This is a genomic window from Dysgonomonas sp. Marseille-P4677 (genome assembly GCF_016652235.1).
Lineage (GTDB): Bacteria > Bacteroidota > Bacteroidia > Bacteroidales > Dysgonomonadaceae > Dysgonomonas.
The window spans coordinates 1-17,444 of sequence record NZ_JAEPKU010000007.1; the positions used below are offsets into that span (position 1 = coordinate 1).

The window sequence follows — 17,444 nt, forward strand, 5'->3', positions numbered from 1 at the left end:
AAAACACATTAAATAAAATTTCCGACATTCTTTATAATCAAACCTCCAATATATTGTTGATACAAGACTACAATGACACTGATATATGTACGCTAAAGAAGAATATTAGAAGTATTCAGGATATGAGAATGAAAGAAAAATGGTTAGAGCTGCTTATAAAGCATGATAGGGGAGTTCCTGATTTATTAGAAAAATCATGGATACATTTCATATATGGCTATAATAATGATGAAATATTATCCATCAATGAATTAGAGCTTCAAGAATTATTGAAAAATATCATACAGAATTTAACCCGCGAAGACTTGAATCTGTATAATGGTTTAGTCGGATTAGGATTAGTGTTAATTAGACTCTCGGAGAATAGTAATTTAGAGTGGCAATAAATAACATGAAAAATATACCAAAGATAATACATCAAATATGGAGTGATAAATATAAGCCACTCCCTCCTTTTTGTTCCGTACTCGCAGAAACATGGAAAGAGAAACATCCTGATTGGATGTACATTTTGTGGAATGACAAGATGATGGATGAATTTGTTCAAAAAGAATATCCTCAATATTGTGACGCATACAATAACTTGACATTTGATATACAACGATGGGATGCTATTCGATTTTTCATCCTTAAAAAAATGGGGGGATTATATATTGACACAGATTATGAGTGCTTAGAGAATATAAAGCCATTGATTGAAAATGCACGTTTTGCCATAGCGCTAGACCCTGATTCTCACTATCATATGATTAATTTTCCACATATCTTGAATCATGCGCTTATGGCAAGTATTCCAAATCACCCTTTCTTGGAGAGAGTGATAAATGAAATCTTTTCAGAAAAAGTGTATAAGACGTCTCCAGAGAATAAATTTCTTTATGTAATGGAAACAACAGGACCACGAATGATATCCCAATTATATTACAGTATTAGTTTAGATGAAAAATCAGATATACTACTGCTCGAACCTAAATATGTCACTCCTTTTGACTTAACACAAATCAATATGCTTAAATCAGGTGTCGAAAATGAAGAATTGGAAGCCTGTTTAGATGAGGCATATGCTGTGCATTATTATTCAAATTCTTGGTTTTAGAAGTGAATTATTTTAAAGTATGGTGCGGTTATATCAAGTTGAAAAAATCTTAATGATACCGCATTTATGGAAAATTAAAGAAAAAAAGTCATTATGACTTTCTAGTATAGTTTTGAGTATAATACCGATAATTAGCCTAATGGAACAAAGACTACGATTAATAGTTGAAAAAATGAAAACCTCTCATGCGGATTTAGGTTTGTTGCAGGGCAAAATGGGGCATGCTTTGTTTCTCTATCAATATGCTCGACACGTTGATTATCGATATGAAAAGTATGCCGAAAAATGTATCGATGAAATTGTAGAAGGAATTCAGAAAATGAATGGCAGCTATGCTGATGGCTTAGCCGGAATAGGAGTTGGGATAGAATATCTGGTGCAAGAAGGTTTTGTAGAAGGGGATACCAATGAAATATTAAGTGACTTTGATGAAGTGATTTGTCACATTGTATCTTTCGCTCCAAACTTGATAGATATACGAATCGGAATAATCGGTTATGGAAAGTATTATCTTTCCCGATTGAATAATCCGAATAACAAGAATAAGGAAAATTCGAATACAAAGCATATTAAAGAACAGTTGCATAAAATAGTAGATTTGTTGTCAGACAACTATATGACATACGAAGACCTTTATTTCGTTATAAATTTTCTTCCAGATATAATAAATCAAGATATTAACAAGGGAAAAGCTCTTGTTTTTCTTAATTATACTGTCGATTTACTTGAAACGATGGTATATGAAGATACATTTTTCGGGAAACAGCTAGGGGCATTTAATCCGCTGACTGTAAGTGTATTATTATTTAATTCTTCCAAAAAGATTAATAATAGAGATTTAGCTGATCGAGCTCTGTTTTTTTTAGAAAAGTATGAACCTGAATATAGGATATATCTTGCAAAAGAATATGCTATCAAATGGGCTTTTTTATATTATACATTATGGAAGGCTTGCGATTGTGATATATATAAAGAGTCATCGGTTCAATGGTTAGATAAAGTTACAGACAACGAATTAAACTTTGAAAATGGAGACTTGATTATATCTGGTCTGATGCTATTATCTATGAACGAATCAATTAACAACGATTGGCTTGACTGGTTTCCTTTAATTTAAAAACTAATTTTATGAATAGTAATAGTATCATACAGTCACTTTGGATAGGGGCTAGACTGTCGGCAATGGAAATACTTTGCATTAATTCTTATCTGGCAAACGGGCATGAATTTCATTTATACACTTACAATGATATCTTAAATATTCCCAAAGGTACAATAATAAAGGATGCTAATGAAATAGTTCCTAAAAAAGACATGTATATTGACAACTTCGGCGGTTATGTCAACCTGTCAAATCAATTTCGATTCACAATGTTATATAAGTTAGGAGGCTGGTGGGTCGATATGGATACAGTATGTCTAAAGCCATTTGACTTTGATAAAAGCTTTGTGTTTTCATCTGAGATAATAGGTCCTCGTACAAGAGTGAATAATACATATATGAAGAGCCAGCCGGGTGCAAAATACTTAAAAGACTGCTTAGATTTTCTACTAGTCAGGGGACACGAACACATTCATTGGGGTGAATTAGGTATTACGCTTCTTTCTCGAATGATCTTTAGGAATCAGCTAGAACAATATATTCAGCAACCCGACTGTTTCTGTCCAATTCCATGCTATCGTATCGACCAATTAATTAGTGATTCAACTTGTGTCTTACCAGAAACGTCTTACGCTCTTCATTTATGGCATAATATGTGGAAAACACAACAAATTGACAAAGACGCTAAATTTCCTGAGAATTCATTATACGAGATGCTTAAAAAAAAGTATGATGTATTTGATCTGATTGAATAGATAAATATTTTCTATTTTTCATCTATTTTTCATGAACAAATTTGTATTCAATAAAAGAACCTTAATACCCTATTGATAATTCTAAAATATCAATAGATATTATACACAACAGCCTTGATGTTCTGATTATAAATATATTACAATTTTACATTTTAAAGTGCTTATCTTTAGTGAGTTTTGAACCCTATTTACTATTGTATCCAATATAGTTTTGCCTTATTTCTAAAACTATCATCTCCTATCTACATGCTTTCCTACCATTTAGGTCCCCCGCCTTTCTTGATTTTCGGAATAGCATTTTGCCTTTTTACTTCTACTTTTTGTTCTTTCGCCAATCGTGGATTACCCCACGATTCCTTATACTCCGAGTCAGAGTTCCTCTCTTTCCACAAATATGGATACGCAAATCCACCACCATACCATTTCACTTTAGCCTTTGTCATATAACCACTTTCTACCAAAATCTTATCTTGAATCCGCATTTCATACTTCCCATATTTGACAAAAGCATCCGGATTTTCATTGCTAAAAAAAGCTTTGTTCTTGTCATCATTCAAGAAAACATAGGATGAAAATTGTCCTTTTCCATCGTTTCGATTCATCTTTTCAAGATAGATATAACCTCCATTTTTCAGGATTTCCCATTGCTCAGAGGTCAGTTCAATACCACCGATAGTTAGCGTTTTTAGTTTCTTCTCAGCTTGTTGTTGTTCTTTTTCTGCCTGTTCCTGTTGTATTTTGAGATTCTTTTCAAACTCTTTTTTGAGATTACCGAAACTGAATTTTCGATCAATCTGTGAGCCTTTGAAAGAAACATTATCATAATTAAACGATATCCCTTCTATTTCTCCAGTTGTACGTTTGTGCTTAAATTTTACATTAATGCCCTTACTTTGCAGGTAATATTGAAATTCCTTTTCACTCGTACAATAGGGTAAAATTGCCTTGATAATATCGTGCAAAAGATACTTTACCGCATCGGGATTGTTTAGCTTCTCTCGTTTGACTCTATCTTTTCCCTCGCCGTAAGTCAAGTTATGTTTGTCTTTTAGCATCTTACAAGTCTTGATATTTCGTTTGTAATCCTGATTGACAGAGATCAGCTTGAGGTCGTTATCGATGCGGTTATAGACAATATGCAGGTGTTCATTATCGGCATTGTGATGCCTGACAATAATATACTGGGTGTTTTTGATTCCCATTTCCTGCATATATTCTTTTGCGAGTTGCACCATAAATTCATCTGCCATCCGGTCTTTATCTTCGGGTGAAAACGATATGGGAATATGCCCGACAGGCTGTTTTATCTCTTTCCTGCCGGAGCGTTGCATGGCAAAGCTGCGGAGAATATTCTTTGTATTATCCGCCCATATTCCTTCCGCTTCAAGGATGGTTGCCGTGTCATTCATCACATAAGAAACACAACCTTTAAACGATTTTCCCTTAATATTCTTAGCGATCATGCAGCAGCTTTTTTAGTTGTTCCAGTATTATAATTACATCCAAAGCAGTATTGGAATAACCATAAGTATTTGCCTGCCGTGCTATCTGATTCAGGTTATTTGCCATACCGGATAGCTTTCGCATCATGTCAAGTTCTTCCAAAGTGAAGCGGGATTTAATACCTCCTTTTAATGTCATTTCCCGCGCATATTGTGTAGCTTTCATACCCAGCTTTTCTGCCTTTTCCTTTATGGAATTGAAATCCGCTTCGGTCAATTTCAGATTAATCGAATTGGTTAGCTTCGCTTTTTCTTTCACGGGGCGACCTCTTTTGGTTTTATCCTTTTTCTTATTTTCCATAAATCATGCATTTAGAATTATGGAAAAATATTCGTTCGTTTCCACTCTTCAGTGACCTCAAAAACCGTGACCAACGGGAGCGGGTTTTGAAGCGAAAGGGAAATTCAAGGTACGCCGGATTTATCTTTTGCGTGGTCACAGCCCCGCAGGGCAAGGTATGCACGGAAGGAAGCCGGAAGAGCCGAAGGCGAATTTCGGGTTACTCGTGCGATTACCTTGCTCCTATGACGAAAAACAAAAAAAGAAGAGACGAAAGTCTCAAAGTTTTTTTGGGTGACGGCATCGTTAATCTCTAAAGTTGGGCTTAGGGCTAAGATGCCCCAACTTTGCAATACGGTCAGTGTATTGCCTATTGCTCTTCAAGGGTAGCTGGAGCAAATAAATGGTAGAAAGTGGATTAAATTTCTCATATCATTGTATAAATTAGATGTATCCGACATGGATACTTTGGCAAATATAGATTCTTAATTTGATAGTTATATCATTGACAATATGATGTGTATAGCTTTGCTTGGAGGTGCTTTTATTTGCCATATAGCCTGACAAACCAAAGTCACTCTTATTGCTCCTATTGGTAATATTACTATCTTTAGTGCATGTATAATGGTGAGCAAGACATAGAACCTACGGATGTGCCGGAATCCTTCCAACTTGTACAACAGAGTCTTAATGACTTTGTAGCAATCAATTATGAAACGGCACTTGGTCTGGTCTCACAGCCACAACTTACCGAGGCGGAAATACTCCACTATAAAAGTAAAGTGCTGGATATCATCCGCAACAATCCTCCTCTGGCAAGTTTGCCCAAATACCTTCGTGACGGAAGAGAAGACTATCTTTGGTACAGTGATTTTTATGATGAGATAAGTAAAGATGTTTATCATCGGTATCGTACATTTATAAAACCAATAGCTACAATAACTCCAAGCAACTATACTACAGAGTTAAGTAAAATCGATTTGCCTTACTTTAGAGAATTGGTAGATTTGGTTAGTCTCGAACGCTTATGTACAAAATATGAGAAACTTCTTCCAAAGCCTAAATTAGATATTCATCAGGAAGAACCACAAGTAAAGAAAACAGTTGTTATTAAGGACGCTAAACCCAAATCTACCAAACGTTCTTATCTACCCAAACTAGGCAAAGAACAATATGCATTATTAGCAGACTGCATAGAAGCTATCAAATTATTTCGCTCAAAAATAAAAATATCTGAACTAAAGAAACTTCTTTCAGGAAAACTCTCCGAGCCACTACAAGTGACCAACCAAAAGACATTGGTCTATCTTTTCGACCAACTAATGGAAGTCGGTTATATCAAAGACACATGGGTATCCGTTGCTGATGGCAATAAAGACTTTATATCCTTTCGCACAGAGGGTAACAAAGAGCGATACGGAGATAGTGCACACTATATTGGTATGCAACAACTACTCAACTGCCGTAACCGCAACAAGCGGGAAAGTATTGTCGGATTGGAAAATATAGAAGACCTGATCGAAGAGCTAAACAAATATACTCTTGAGTAGTTAAAAAAACTTATTCGCCTATATTTTCTATAAATATTTCTATCCTTTATTGAATTTGCATTATCTACTGTTATTCAGCACATTACATTATGCTTGTCGTATAGCCATTATTCCCCAATTACCCCTTACTGAGTATATATCCCAATTGAAACATTTTAATAATCAATAGTATACAAGCCTAACCTGTTAGGTAAAGCTGTTATGCTCACAGGGCAGGGATTGAGAATGGATTATACTTGCACTTGATTTCGGAAACAGCGATATACACAGCCGTATACCGCTTATCCTTTCGAAAGATGTAAGATTATGGGTAAAACCAATCGGATCAGAGATACTTGAGTGGGTCTGTCTTAATTCTATTTTAACAAGTCTTATTTTATAAACATTTAAAACAGATTTTTATGAGTGAAGATATCAAAAAAGATAAAACAGTAAATCAGCAACCTGATGTATCTGTTATGTTTGATAATAGCACATGAGTAGCTAATTCAGCCAGAGGCAAGCTTTCTCGCAAAAAAGACGAAGAAGAGTATACCAATCGATTTTTGGCAACACGAAAAATCAAGGATTATACTCCGGTCTATATCGATGTTCGGATGAAAGAAAAGCTGCAAATGCTTGTTGCCTCATTGCAACATATTGTGCCGGAGATCACTCCCACTATTTTGTTGTCAAATATTCTTGCCGATCACTTGTTGCAAAATAAGGAACTGATAACCCGTGCTGCCAATGAAGGACTCAAACGTTCCCTTGCCAGCACTTTTAATAGTGATAAGGAAGTATAAATTTAAAACTAAAAAAAATGGAGATTGTATGTGTTGATTTGCACACATGGGAATTGCTGAAAAAGCAGATTCACAGGCTCACTTCTGAAGCTAGTGCTTTGAAAGAGTTATATTGTACCAACCCCAGAGACGGCTGAATGGATTCGGCAGATGTCTGCCGTGCTTTGAGCATCTCGAAACGTACACTACAAACGTGGCGAAACAATGGCAAGATACCATTTGCAATGTTGGGTGGTAAAGTCTATTACAAAGAAGAGGATATTTCTGAATTGCTAAAAACCGATATGAAGTATACAAACAAATAGCGATGGACAAATTTATCAATTATGAGTCCGAAGAGTTCAAGGAACTCGAAGGGCAAATAGAGCAAGCCTTGAACGATGTACAGGATGTTCGTGATAAGCACCGTCCGACATTAGCAGATGAACGTTACCTGAGTGGCGAGGAAGTAATAGAATATCTTCATATATCACCTCGGACGCTTCAAACTCTGCGAGATAAGCGAATGATCTGTTATACAGCTATCGGAGGCAAGATACTTTATCCCGAGAAAGAGCTTCAAGAGGTGTTGCATGATAACTACCGATCGCCGGAACTGCCGTTTTAACAATGGAAGGGAGGAATAAAACAATAGATATGCAGATTCTAAGGAGAGGGAGTTGAAGTTGCTACTTACGCATAAAATGAAAACAAGCATTCTTGATGTTAATCAGGGATGCTTGTTTTGGTTTGAAGATATGCGTCATCGTCGGGTCAGTCGTTTTCGTTGCAGGATACTCCTTTACACTTCGAGCAGGGAAACAGGCAAGCCTCGGGGCGAAAATACTATCCATAGGATGGAGATTTTCGTTTCCGACCCGTAGGGCTTCGGGCTTGACTAGTTTGCCTTGTAAGAAGTGACTTTCTCCTGCAACAAAAGGGCTGACTCGATCCTTATTGTTCTTATTCTATTCCACCTTAGCCCATTTGGGGATGATATAAGTCGATGGATTAACAGGATTATTTTCTCTTTTTTTCCGGGGCAACATTTCTTTTTGCTTTTTGGTGATTCGTTTGATATTTCTGAAATCGGATTGAGGACGGTCTGTTTCCAATTTATACTTGTCTCCAATTTTATCTGTCAATACCGCCATATCTTTACTTATCTTGTCATTGGTAATTTTAGCGTAGATTTGAGTCGTGGTTATGCAGCTGTGCCCGAGCATCTGAGAGACCGTTTCGATGGGCACACCTTGCGAGAGGCACACTGTCGTTGCCATTGTATGGCGTGCAACATGCGACGTAACTCGCTTATTTACACCGCATAATTTAGCTATACGTTGAAGGCAACGATTCATATTGTCGCTGTGACTTGGTACAGGAAAAACAAAATTATTTTTAGCCACAAGACGATATTGTTCAATAAGTTGTTTGGCTATTGGCAATAATTTCACATAGAACGTAGCATTGGTCTTTTTACGTTTTGCTATTAGCCATAACTCGCCATCAAAAGAAGTTTGAATATCATCAAATGTCAATTTCTTAACATCCGCATAAGCCAAACCCGTAAATGCCTGAAAAACGAAGATATCCCGAATCTGGCGTTGTTTGTATCTTCTGAGTTCCACATTCATAAATCGCCGAAGCTCGTCTTCGGTCAGGTAGCCTCTATCTCGAGTCTGTGCTTTGAATCGGAAACTGGCAAAAGGATTGACGTGTATATAGCCTTTGCGTTGGGCTATCAGCATAATCTGTTTGAGTTTGGTGACAGCAGTGAGCAGGGTACTACCCATCAGTTTTCGCTCTTCAAGCAGATAATTGTAATAGTCCTCAATAAATTGTGGCTCTATCTCCTTAATCGGGATATCGGAAAGATTATACCTATCCCGAAGAAACATCTCTACTCTCCTGCGATTGATAAGCAGTTGTTCGTAAGACCCTTCAGTACGATCTTTACCTACACGTTTGGCATAACTTTCGTAAAACTCATCGGCAATAGAAAAGAAAGTTCGGAATTCATCCCCGAAACCCAAATAAGCGTTTTTAACTTTCTCGGCAGAAACAAAATTATCCTTATCACAGATATTTTGGTATTGCTTGCCGATTTGGGTTTTGATGTTGTCTAGCTTCTGATTGATTTTCTGAGCTTCGAGACTTTTGCCTGATGCTCGGTTTGCCTTGGTATCCCACAGCTCGGGCTTGATGTTTAGCTTACAGCTAAACTGAGCGATAGTGCTGTTTACAGTGATTCTTCCCATAACTGGGGCTTTGCCCTCTTTCAAATTGTTCTTTTTGAGGTAGAACAAAACCTTAAATGTACTTCTTGCCATAACTCTAATTTTTTAATTGCAAATTTAATTTACTTAGAGTTATCCGATGCTATGCAAAATTACGCAAACTATTGAATAAGTGACGAATAAACTCCAATTGAGCAAAGTTACCCAGGTAACGATTTGGTAACTGAACTCACCGTCATCTTTGCTTTTTTGTGCATTTATTCTCTTTTGGCTAAAAGAACCGTTTTACTTAATCCGCTGATTAAGATTTAATTACCTTCGTTTGCTTCCCCTTTTCTAAATAGCTGCTGTTTCTTTCAGATATTCATTGGTCTTCTGATTGCTGGGCATGGGTAGCAGCTGTTCATCAGAAGATCCTTCCTCAAAGCGGGGGTGATATTTCTTAATGATCTCCAAAGGAATATCCAACAATGGTATTTGTGATATATTACCTGTCTTTTGCCTGAAAATGATGATCCAATATTGATTGTCCCGACGCTCGATACCGGAGGCTGTCAATTGACAGATATCCCTGAATGAAAGCCCTGTCCAGCAGCTAAAGAGGAAAATATCCCTTACCTTGTTCAAACGCTCTGTCATAAAGGTTTTACGGGTGATTAATTCCACTTCGTCTTCGGTCAGGTAAACCGGGTATGTCTTTTCGATGTGAAACCGGAATAGATGAAAGGGATTAATCTGCAATAATCCGATTTTCTCTGCAAAGTTCAGGATTGCAGCAAAACGTTTCATATACTTGATTGATGTATTATTACCACAGTTATATTCTTTTCTCAGATAAGTATAGAAGCGTTCAAGAAATACCAGATCGATGTCCTGGATCAGGATGTCTTTCTTCTTATATCTCTTCCATAAGAATTCTTGTATACGCCTGTTTGTAAGCTTGTAGCAATCTGCAGTCGCTTTTGTTATATTCCTTCCGTTTTTAGAACGGAAGATCCTTACCTGTTCTCTGAACTGATAGCTCAGGAACATTTCATTGCCATTGCTTAAATACAGTTGCTTGAGCCTGATGGGAGAGACTGTTTGCTGCCTGGATGCCAGATCGAAATAAAGAGCTCTTATCCTGTCTTTTATTTCCTGTAAATGTGTATTAAGATTCAGAAAAGGTTCTTTGATGGTTTTGTTTTCTTTCTGTGACCAGGCAGATGGTTCCAGTTCCAGTTTACTGCTGAACTGAACTTGTTTGCCGTTAATTGTGATGCGGATCATGATCGTTGCCAGTCCATTATCCTTTAATTGGGCTTTTCGGATAAAGAACAATACCCTAAATGTTTCTTTCATGTCGGATACCTGAATTATATAATTAAAATTAATCGTTCCTAAAAACAAGCTTTATATAGGAACGATTTAACACCTGTTATTCGAGAATTTTATTGAAATACGATGCTGTTGATACCACAAAAACAGATATCAATTCATTTGAAGTTATAAACCATATTTGGACTCATTTCGAATAAATTACCCAACTTTCGCTTAACTTTTAGTTCATCGTATTTCATCATATTGAGTTAATATTTTAGTTAAAATCAAAAACACGGATATTTGTCATTTGTAACACGTAGGTTATCAGTGCATTAAAAATGAATATTTTCTTAGGGTGTTAGTCCCAGGCAAACTTGAACTATCCACTGTTGTTTTCATTTAGTGCATCTATAGGAAATAGTCTTCTATACGCATCATTTATAGTTTCAGTATTTCAGGTTCAGTGTATTTCATCATTTTCCGTATAAAGGTGCTTTTTCAGGTATTTAACGACTTTTTAACATATGTATTTGTAGTCAAATTTCCACTTTTTCAACCACGTATAAATGGCTATAATACAGCTATTTATGTCATTCAAAACAGTACTGAAGGTTCCCCGACTGCCTGGGACTACGAGATAGATTTAAGTATACGTAAACCATTGAAAATCAATTGATTTTCAATGGTTTGTTGTTTTTATTCCGAACTATACACTTACTTCTATAACTTTCATAAGTAGTATAAAATGAGTTATTTATGTTTTGTGTCCATAAGTAGCCTACGATCTTTTATCTGTTTTGTTTAGCTAATGTTTGGCTAAAACAATTCAATTATAGAGCATCCATTAAAATTTTCCTACCTAACAATTATGTGTCAAAAAATGGTAAAAGACAACTTTGTCTGAGGTATACATTATTTAGACAAACAACTTATTTAGGGCTAGGTATTTCTATAGATCCACACCATTGGAGTGTTAAAAAAGAATTAGTTTTGTCAGGTGACAAAAGCTACTCGTATTATAACCGAATTCTCGAATAACAATACCATAAGACAGGAAGTATTCTTTGAACTAATTGTGCCAAACATATGACTGTCAAAGAGTTTGTAAATGAATTTCGAGATAAGATTTATAAAATTCCAATTTTTACTTTTTTTATTGAGAATGAAATCGATCTGTTGAGATTGTCAAGAGCAGAACAGACCAGACGCTTTCTAACTATTGCAACCTGATCAATAAGATGAAGGAGTGGAAGCCTGAACTTTTATTCAGAGAAATCACTTTGGATTTCATCCAACGCTTTCACGATCACGAGATCAAAGAAAGGAACCAATTATCTATCATTTATAAAAAGCATGCGAATTTTTAATTTTTGTTTGAGCTAGCAATCAATAAAGAAGTCTTTGAAAAGAATCCATACGAAAAGATTTTTTTATAAAAACACTCTTTGGAAAATTACTAATTTCTAAATTCTTTACCACCATCTCTTCTATTTAGTCATCCTTCTTACAGCGGATAGAAAACATATTCCGACGATCATCAGTATCTCTATATGAACCTACTTGGTAACTTTTTTCGTAATAGATATCAAATCCCCACGCTTCAGCATTTGGAGCAGCACTATGACTCCAAAATGTAGCATCTCTCCCGTAATCTCTTATCCTATTTTGATCGGGATCAACACGTCCTGTCATAAAGACATTAAATCCGAAGCCATCTGTCTTGCTAGACCCATACAATTGTCCATAAATTGGATGCGTCCCACCTGATGTATTAACCAGTACCTTTTCAGGGGTCTTCATCACAGACCCATAGGTTTTACCATCATAGCCGTTTTGTTTAATTCTCCATGATTGGTCAGTTATGGATGCATTGGATTCATCACTATATAATGCTGCATTAGCGATAAGTTCTTCTTTCAGGTCATTCCATTCTTTATCACTTGGTATATGCCATCCTTTGGGGCAAATCCCCTGCATTCCTTTTAATTCTTTTGAGCTTGTGTTATTCTGGTTATTGCTGGTCGATAAACCTTCACCTTCATCAATAGGATTTGCCTTTCCGTCATGACGTCCTTTTCTGTGAGTAGCAGCAGCCCATGAATACAATAAACCGTATTTCTCTTGCCAATAATCTGGCTTCCCTGATATATACGGAGTACTATTCAATTTAGGATAGGCGAAAACCGCCTTGGTATAATCTCCGTCCGTATGATTATTCTCAAGTTTTTTTCCACAAGGATCTGTGGTCGTACGCAAGTTTTGAGTCATCCACGTTCCGGCAGTACCGTATGTATGTATAGAATAAACGTTTCCATCACGATCAGTTAATGATGTTGATGTTTCAGACGATATATCAATATAGTTTAAATATTCCCATTGATTACCATCCCACACATAAACGCCTTTGCATATAGCATGATCTTCATTCATATTATAAATAACTAGCGCAACATGATCATTGTTATCCCATACACCTATGGCTCCTTCTATAGTAGAATCGAGAGAGGCGCTGGGGGGAGTTATTTTTGAAGACTTTAAACTTACCCGAGGTAACATCATACCTTTGTTCGCAGTACGTCCTCCTTGGAGAGCTTCATTATCTTCATACTATTTCAATTCTACTTTTCGTATTACTTGAATTTAGGCATTCTCTTAGAGAAATGAATATGGATAAATGCGATAAGCTAGGTCTTTAATGTAGATACACTAATTGGACTATCGCGTGTTTTCTACTTTTTGCATTTACTCAAATGATTTGTCACTAAGTTAATCATTTTTCCCATTCAAAACAAATATTGTTTAAGGACGGAATAAATGAGATGGATTTAGGAAACAATCTCAAAGTAGAGGTAGCCACAGTAAAGAATAACTATGCGGGATCGAAAAGTGTTATCACCAAATTGATGGAGAATTCAGAAAAAATGGAAACAATTCCAGTTCTTACTAGCAGCTCCATGCAATTGCTTGTCAAGGTTATGAATATAAGATTTCTTGGAATAACCTATTAGTGAGATACATAACAGAGTAATTAAATGTATATTATAAAATATAGCTAATATGTGTTTCATTAAAAATATTCCGAGTTTGAAAATATATCAAAATTAACAATTTATTTTAAGAAGAGTCGCTCTAAATTAATCTTACAAGAGATAATGTTTAGAAAGTATGGAAATCATATTTTCTTTTGGATTAGATTTTTTCTTATGCGGGTAAGAGATTGCCTTTCTATCCCTAGATATGAGCTTAGGTGAGTTAAAGATATACGATTATATAGGTCTTTGTTTTCATTAATGAAATTTAAATAACGAGTTTCTGCATCATCAAAAAGGAATCCTTCTATACGACTTAGTTGAACCGTAAACTCCTTTCCTAAAGACATGCTTAAGTAAAACAATAATGAAGGGCATTTCTCGAAACAAATCTGAATGTGATTATGTGAAATATTGATTATCGTAGATGGTTCAAGACATTGAAAAGAATACTTACTTGGTTGTCTGTTAATAAAGGCTGGATAATGGGTAATATAACCCCCTTCTTTTACAAAGCTGTACGTCACATCCTTACAATTTTCTTTTATATAAAAGCATCGTATAAGCCCCTTATAAACAAACCCTATATTTTCCTGAATTGAATTGGCTTTGATATAAAGTTCTTTGTTCTTTAACTTCATAACAGTTAATCCTCCGATAAAGAATCTTAACTCACCATCGGAGACGAAAGGACATTCTTTTTTAATTAACTCTGAATATGTTTTTAGTACTATTTTCATTAGATACTAAATAATTTCAAAATTAATAATAATTTACTTGTAATAACGTCAGTCGTATTTAAAATTTTAGTCTAAAAACTTGTTTAAGACCAAGGATAATTGCTTTTATTAATATATATCAATGGCATTTCCTGATTTGTAATCATTCTTAATAAAAGAACTTTACTGACATTAAATTCTATCGGAAACTTCACCTGTGAAATTACAGTTATATTAAAATTTATATTTTCCCCTGCAGAGAAACAGGCATTTATCATGATGATTAACAGGGAATTCTTCTTAAAAATACCCTTAGCATAAAACTAAAATAACCTTTTATGATACTTAGTTTATACTATTAACAATATAGGGCACAGGCTTTTCGCTCCCTTTATTATCGCTTTTTCCATCATTACCACAGGGGTAGGTCAAGATTGACAAATATAAGGATAGAACTATAATCAAAGATACAAAATTATTCTTTTACACACCTAATAGAAAACGCTCCTCCTCGATAACTACTAGTTAGAGGTAATACGATTGACCTGTCAAGGTACATAGCTATAGAAAGCCCCAGTGATCCAGGTGATGCAGTCCAATAGTACCCGCCATTACCTGCTATATCTCCAGTCATATCTAATCTAGATGCAGCTGCTGGATAAAACCCAAAACCAGAAAAATCCCATCCTTTGTTTATGTCAAAACTTGTAGGATTACTTACAACCACACCTTCCCACGGAGATGCTGTCCCATTTAAGGTAGGCACTTTCCAACCCTCAGGACAGGGATCTGAAACAGATTTAGTTCCATCTTGTCCCCATCGGTTTCTCCAGCTATCTTCAGTTGAATACCAATCAAAATAAGGCTCACCGATCGACTTGATAAAGCTTAAGGGGCTTTCTATTGACTTTATCAGATTATTTTGTGGGTTTGACAGCCCCCCCGAATAATCTTTATCGATAAAAGCAGTACTTCCATTGAGCCTATAAAGTTGAGTTTCTTCATTTGTCCATCCCTGATTATTGGGAAAAGGATCTTTACGTCCCCATTGATAAAGATTACCTCTTGTCCCGATCTCCCCTGAAGTAGAACTCGTAGCTCCCAGATTCCTGTCCATCCAGAAATGGCCGTTAACATGATATGTCCGAATATCGGGAGTGACCCAAATATGCCACGACCAAACCAGTTGTCCATTACTTTTCAGACCAACAACAGCATTGCCATATTGATTCCCTGTGTGTACACTAATAATAGATTCTTTTAATGGGTTTGCATGACTAACACTAATGCTGCAAACTACGTTTCTTGCATCCATCCAAATAACTTCAGCAGTTAAGCTGGTCGATTCCAAACTTTTGGAACTTAGCAAAGAGCTACCATTCTCATCTTTCCAACTAGTCCCATTCCAGACATCAAATGCTTTTTCTACAGAAATCTCTACTACCCCTGCACCACCTATCATGTAAGAATTAGGCTGGGATATCCCATGTCTGCTTGTTTTTACTGTTCTTATAGGTGAAACATTCAGACCTGTCCATATATCTCCATCCCAAACATAAAATCCCGGAGGGTAAACATTGCATACATCATCATTTTTCACATTATAAACTACCATTCCTATTTGTTGTTGTCCGTCTCCCGATGTTACTCCGAGATCGGAAAGATCATTCATCTTTGTAAGTTTTACCCTTGGAAGCATTAGTCCTTTTGTCGAATTAGCACCCTGCTTATCCGTTTGTTTCAAGTCCAATAGAGCTCCATTATTAGGTTTAATGCCAGATCCAATAGTAACTTGAGAAAGTATTGGTTCAGAAAAAAATATTCCAACTAATAATATATATAGATATTTATATTTCATTGTTTTATATTCTTATTTATGTATATGAATAATACCAGAAGCAGCACGACAGAGAGTCGTCAGTACATTATTTGAGTTACCTATAGCCAAACGATAATAACCTTCTTTGGTATTCAATAAATTAAGATTATGAGTCCAGGTAGAGCCTAAGGAGGACATTCCCTTTTTCATATCGATTGCTTTCCATGCACTAAGATCTTCCATAATTCCACTTTCACTATATAGCCACGCTGATGTAAGATTATACCCAAAAGTATTATCCACAATATAGTTACCTGCAAGTCGAGTAGTCTGCGCATCATCAGTAATTATAATTTCTGAAGTATTAAATCCATTTACTGAAGTATTGACTGTAGGCGTAATTAATCTGACCTCAAGGTCATCTATAAACCAATCGTTACCAAAAATACTATCTTCTCTATTTACCGCTACAAATTGTATTTTATCCTTTCCAATAGGAATAGTGGTTTGAATACATATTTGTTCCCATCTCCATTTATCTTGAGTCTCTACATTTTGTAATTGAGTATAGACACTTTCGAGTATAACTCCATTTTCGTCTTGTATCTGAAGTTCAAATTTAGGAGTTGCTTGTGGTTGATCTTCTATTGGATTTTTTTTAGAAATAGATGCCGCCCAAAGGCTAAGAACAACCCTCACTCCAGGACAGAGGTTACTTATCCCAGTACGATATAAAATGGTATTTTCATGACCCGCACCGGGGTCGATATACATCATATAGCCTCTAGTAGGATCATTTAGTGAAGTATGATCCCATGCTTGATAATGAGTTTCTTCATTAAGTCTATAGTCTTTAATTAAAGTATAGAATCCACCAAATGGAATTACCTCTCCTGATGCATACGGAAGTGCCGTGTATCCTTTTAATGTACTCTCTAATGGAGAATTCGGGTCTGAGACCTCATTTCCTCCAAAATCTTCTTTAAATAAGATTGTACCACCCGTAATGCATGGGGAGCCTTCCTTATTCTGCGCTTGAGCTATACCAATTGTAGAAAAAACGAGTATTAGTAGGATAAATAAATTTAAAAGTATATTCTTCTGTTTCATACATATTTTGTTTAGGAAACGGTCGTAACCGTTAATCAGAACTGTCTAATTTATCTTTCTTCTTTTACAACTAAAAATTATGTAATAATGTAAAGTTTGTATTATAGATGTTTTTTGTTTCATATAATTATCGAACAAAATTAAAACATCTCAAGATATAACATCTGACACAAATGTGT

The 17,444-nt window shown here is 35.7% G+C and carries 19 protein-coding genes and 1 pseudogene; 12 read left to right on the forward strand and 8 right to left on the reverse strand.

What is annotated here, in order from left to right; all coding sequences use genetic code 11:
- The 4 genes from JGH11_RS02880 to JGH11_RS02895 all read left to right on the forward strand — a co-directional run.
- Positions 1–386 (forward strand): hypothetical protein (locus JGH11_RS02880; protein WP_236263834.1); only part of this gene is annotated, 386 nt, incomplete at its 5' end.
- Between the two features lie 5 nt (positions 387–391).
- The gene (locus JGH11_RS02885) at positions 392–1,096 is read left to right on the forward strand and encodes a glycosyltransferase family 32 protein (protein WP_201110065.1); all 705 of its coding nucleotides are present in this window, start codon (positions 392–394) and stop codon (positions 1,094–1,096) included.
- 172 nt (positions 1,097–1,268) lie between these two features.
- Entirely contained in the window at positions 1,269–2,213 is a 945-nt protein-coding gene (locus tag JGH11_RS02890; protein ID WP_201110066.1) for a lanthionine synthetase LanC family protein, read from the forward strand.
- 11 nt (positions 2,214–2,224) lie between these two features.
- On the forward strand, positions 2,225–2,953 hold the full coding sequence (locus JGH11_RS02895) for a glycosyltransferase (protein WP_201110067.1): 729 nt from the start codon (positions 2,225–2,227) through the stop codon (positions 2,951–2,953).
- Positions 2,954–3,207: 254 nt separating this feature from the next.
- On the opposite strand, the gene JGH11_RS02900 is transcribed toward JGH11_RS02895, so the two are convergent.
- Together JGH11_RS02900 and JGH11_RS02905 are read right to left on the reverse strand one after the other, a co-directional pair.
- Positions 3,208–4,416 (reverse strand): relaxase/mobilization nuclease domain-containing protein, encoded by a 1,209-nt coding sequence (locus JGH11_RS02900; protein ID WP_201110068.1) that lies wholly within the window; start codon positions 4,414–4,416, stop codon positions 3,208–3,210.
- Complete coding sequence (locus JGH11_RS02905; protein WP_201110069.1) at positions 4,406–4,756, reverse strand: MobC family plasmid mobilization relaxosome protein; 351 nt, start codon at positions 4,754–4,756, stop codon at positions 4,406–4,408. The genes JGH11_RS02900 and JGH11_RS02905 overlap by 11 nt, the downstream gene beginning before the upstream one ends.
- Before the next feature lie 596 nt (positions 4,757–5,352).
- Here JGH11_RS02905 and JGH11_RS02910 point away from each other — a divergent pair.
- The 5 genes and pseudogenes from JGH11_RS02910 to JGH11_RS02930 all read left to right on the forward strand — a co-directional run bounded on the left by JGH11_RS02910 (position 5,353) and on the right by JGH11_RS02930 (position 7,933).
- Positions 5,353–6,285, forward strand: a complete 933-nt coding sequence (locus JGH11_RS02910) for a hypothetical protein (RefSeq protein WP_201110070.1) — start codon at positions 5,353–5,355, stop codon at positions 6,283–6,285.
- Between the two features lie 518 nt (positions 6,286–6,803).
- Positions 6,804–7,070 (forward strand): annotated as a pseudogene (locus tag JGH11_RS02915) (DUF3408 domain-containing protein); the annotation flags it as partial.
- 137 nt (positions 7,071–7,207) lie between these two features.
- On the forward strand, positions 7,208–7,375 hold the full coding sequence (locus JGH11_RS02920) for a helix-turn-helix domain-containing protein (protein ID WP_201110071.1): 168 nt from the start codon (positions 7,208–7,210) through the stop codon (positions 7,373–7,375).
- A 2-nt stretch (positions 7,376–7,377) separates the two neighbouring features.
- Positions 7,378–7,677, forward strand: a complete 300-nt coding sequence (locus JGH11_RS02925) for a helix-turn-helix domain-containing protein (RefSeq protein ID WP_201110072.1) — start codon at positions 7,378–7,380, stop codon at positions 7,675–7,677.
- A 76-nt stretch (positions 7,678–7,753) separates the two neighbouring features.
- The gene (locus tag JGH11_RS02930; RefSeq protein WP_201110073.1) at positions 7,754–7,933 is read left to right on the forward strand and encodes a hypothetical protein; all 180 of its coding nucleotides are present in this window, start codon (positions 7,754–7,756) and stop codon (positions 7,931–7,933) included.
- Positions 7,934–8,017: 84 nt separating this feature from the next.
- Here the strand turns inward: JGH11_RS02930 and JGH11_RS02935 are convergent, their stop codons facing one another.
- Both JGH11_RS02935 and JGH11_RS02940 read right to left on the reverse strand, forming a co-directional pair.
- Positions 8,018–9,379: a site-specific integrase gene (locus tag JGH11_RS02935; protein WP_201110074.1), complete on the reverse strand. Its 1,362-nt coding sequence runs from the start codon at positions 9,377–9,379 to the stop codon at positions 8,018–8,020.
- A 243-nt stretch (positions 9,380–9,622) separates the two neighbouring features.
- On the reverse strand, positions 9,623–10,627 hold the full coding sequence (locus JGH11_RS02940) for a site-specific integrase (RefSeq protein WP_201110075.1): 1,005 nt from the start codon (positions 10,625–10,627) through the stop codon (positions 9,623–9,625).
- Positions 10,628–11,458: 831 nt separating this feature from the next.
- On the opposite strand from JGH11_RS02940, the gene JGH11_RS20505 reads away from it, so the two are divergent.
- Positions 11,459–11,626, forward strand: a complete 168-nt coding sequence (locus tag JGH11_RS20505) for an Arm DNA-binding domain-containing protein (RefSeq protein ID WP_201110076.1) — start codon at positions 11,459–11,461, stop codon at positions 11,624–11,626.
- Positions 11,627–11,769: 143 nt separating this feature from the next.
- Positions 11,770–11,955 (forward strand): phage integrase SAM-like domain-containing protein, encoded by a 186-nt coding sequence (locus tag JGH11_RS20510; protein ID WP_370567554.1) that lies wholly within the window; start codon positions 11,770–11,772, stop codon positions 11,953–11,955.
- 124 nt (positions 11,956–12,079) lie between these two features.
- Here the strand turns inward: JGH11_RS20510 and JGH11_RS02955 are convergent, their stop codons facing one another.
- Complete coding sequence (locus JGH11_RS02955) at positions 12,080–13,147, reverse strand: fibrobacter succinogenes major paralogous domain-containing protein (RefSeq protein ID WP_201110077.1); 1,068 nt, start codon at positions 13,145–13,147, stop codon at positions 12,080–12,082.
- A gap of 260 nt (positions 13,148–13,407) precedes the next feature.
- On the opposite strand from JGH11_RS02955, the gene JGH11_RS02960 reads away from it, so the two are divergent.
- The gene (locus tag JGH11_RS02960; protein ID WP_201110078.1) at positions 13,408–13,596 is read left to right on the forward strand and encodes a hypothetical protein; all 189 of its coding nucleotides are present in this window, start codon (positions 13,408–13,410) and stop codon (positions 13,594–13,596) included.
- A gap of 164 nt (positions 13,597–13,760) precedes the next feature.
- Here JGH11_RS02960 and JGH11_RS02965 read toward each other — a convergent pair whose 3' ends face one another.
- The 3 genes from JGH11_RS02965 to JGH11_RS02975 form a co-directional block, all read right to left on the reverse strand.
- Positions 13,761–14,357 (reverse strand): Crp/Fnr family transcriptional regulator, encoded by a 597-nt coding sequence (locus JGH11_RS02965; protein WP_201110079.1) that lies wholly within the window; start codon positions 14,355–14,357, stop codon positions 13,761–13,763.
- A gap of 454 nt (positions 14,358–14,811) precedes the next feature.
- The gene (locus JGH11_RS02970; protein WP_201110080.1) at positions 14,812–16,194 is read right to left on the reverse strand and encodes a hypothetical protein; all 1,383 of its coding nucleotides are present in this window, start codon (positions 16,192–16,194) and stop codon (positions 14,812–14,814) included.
- A 12-nt stretch (positions 16,195–16,206) separates the two neighbouring features.
- Positions 16,207–17,265 carry a hypothetical protein gene (locus JGH11_RS02975; RefSeq protein WP_201110081.1) on the reverse strand — a complete coding sequence of 353 codons (1,059 nt, stop codon included), beginning with the start codon at positions 17,263–17,265 and terminating at the stop codon, positions 16,207–16,209.
- Positions 17,266–17,444 lie beyond the last annotated feature (179 nt).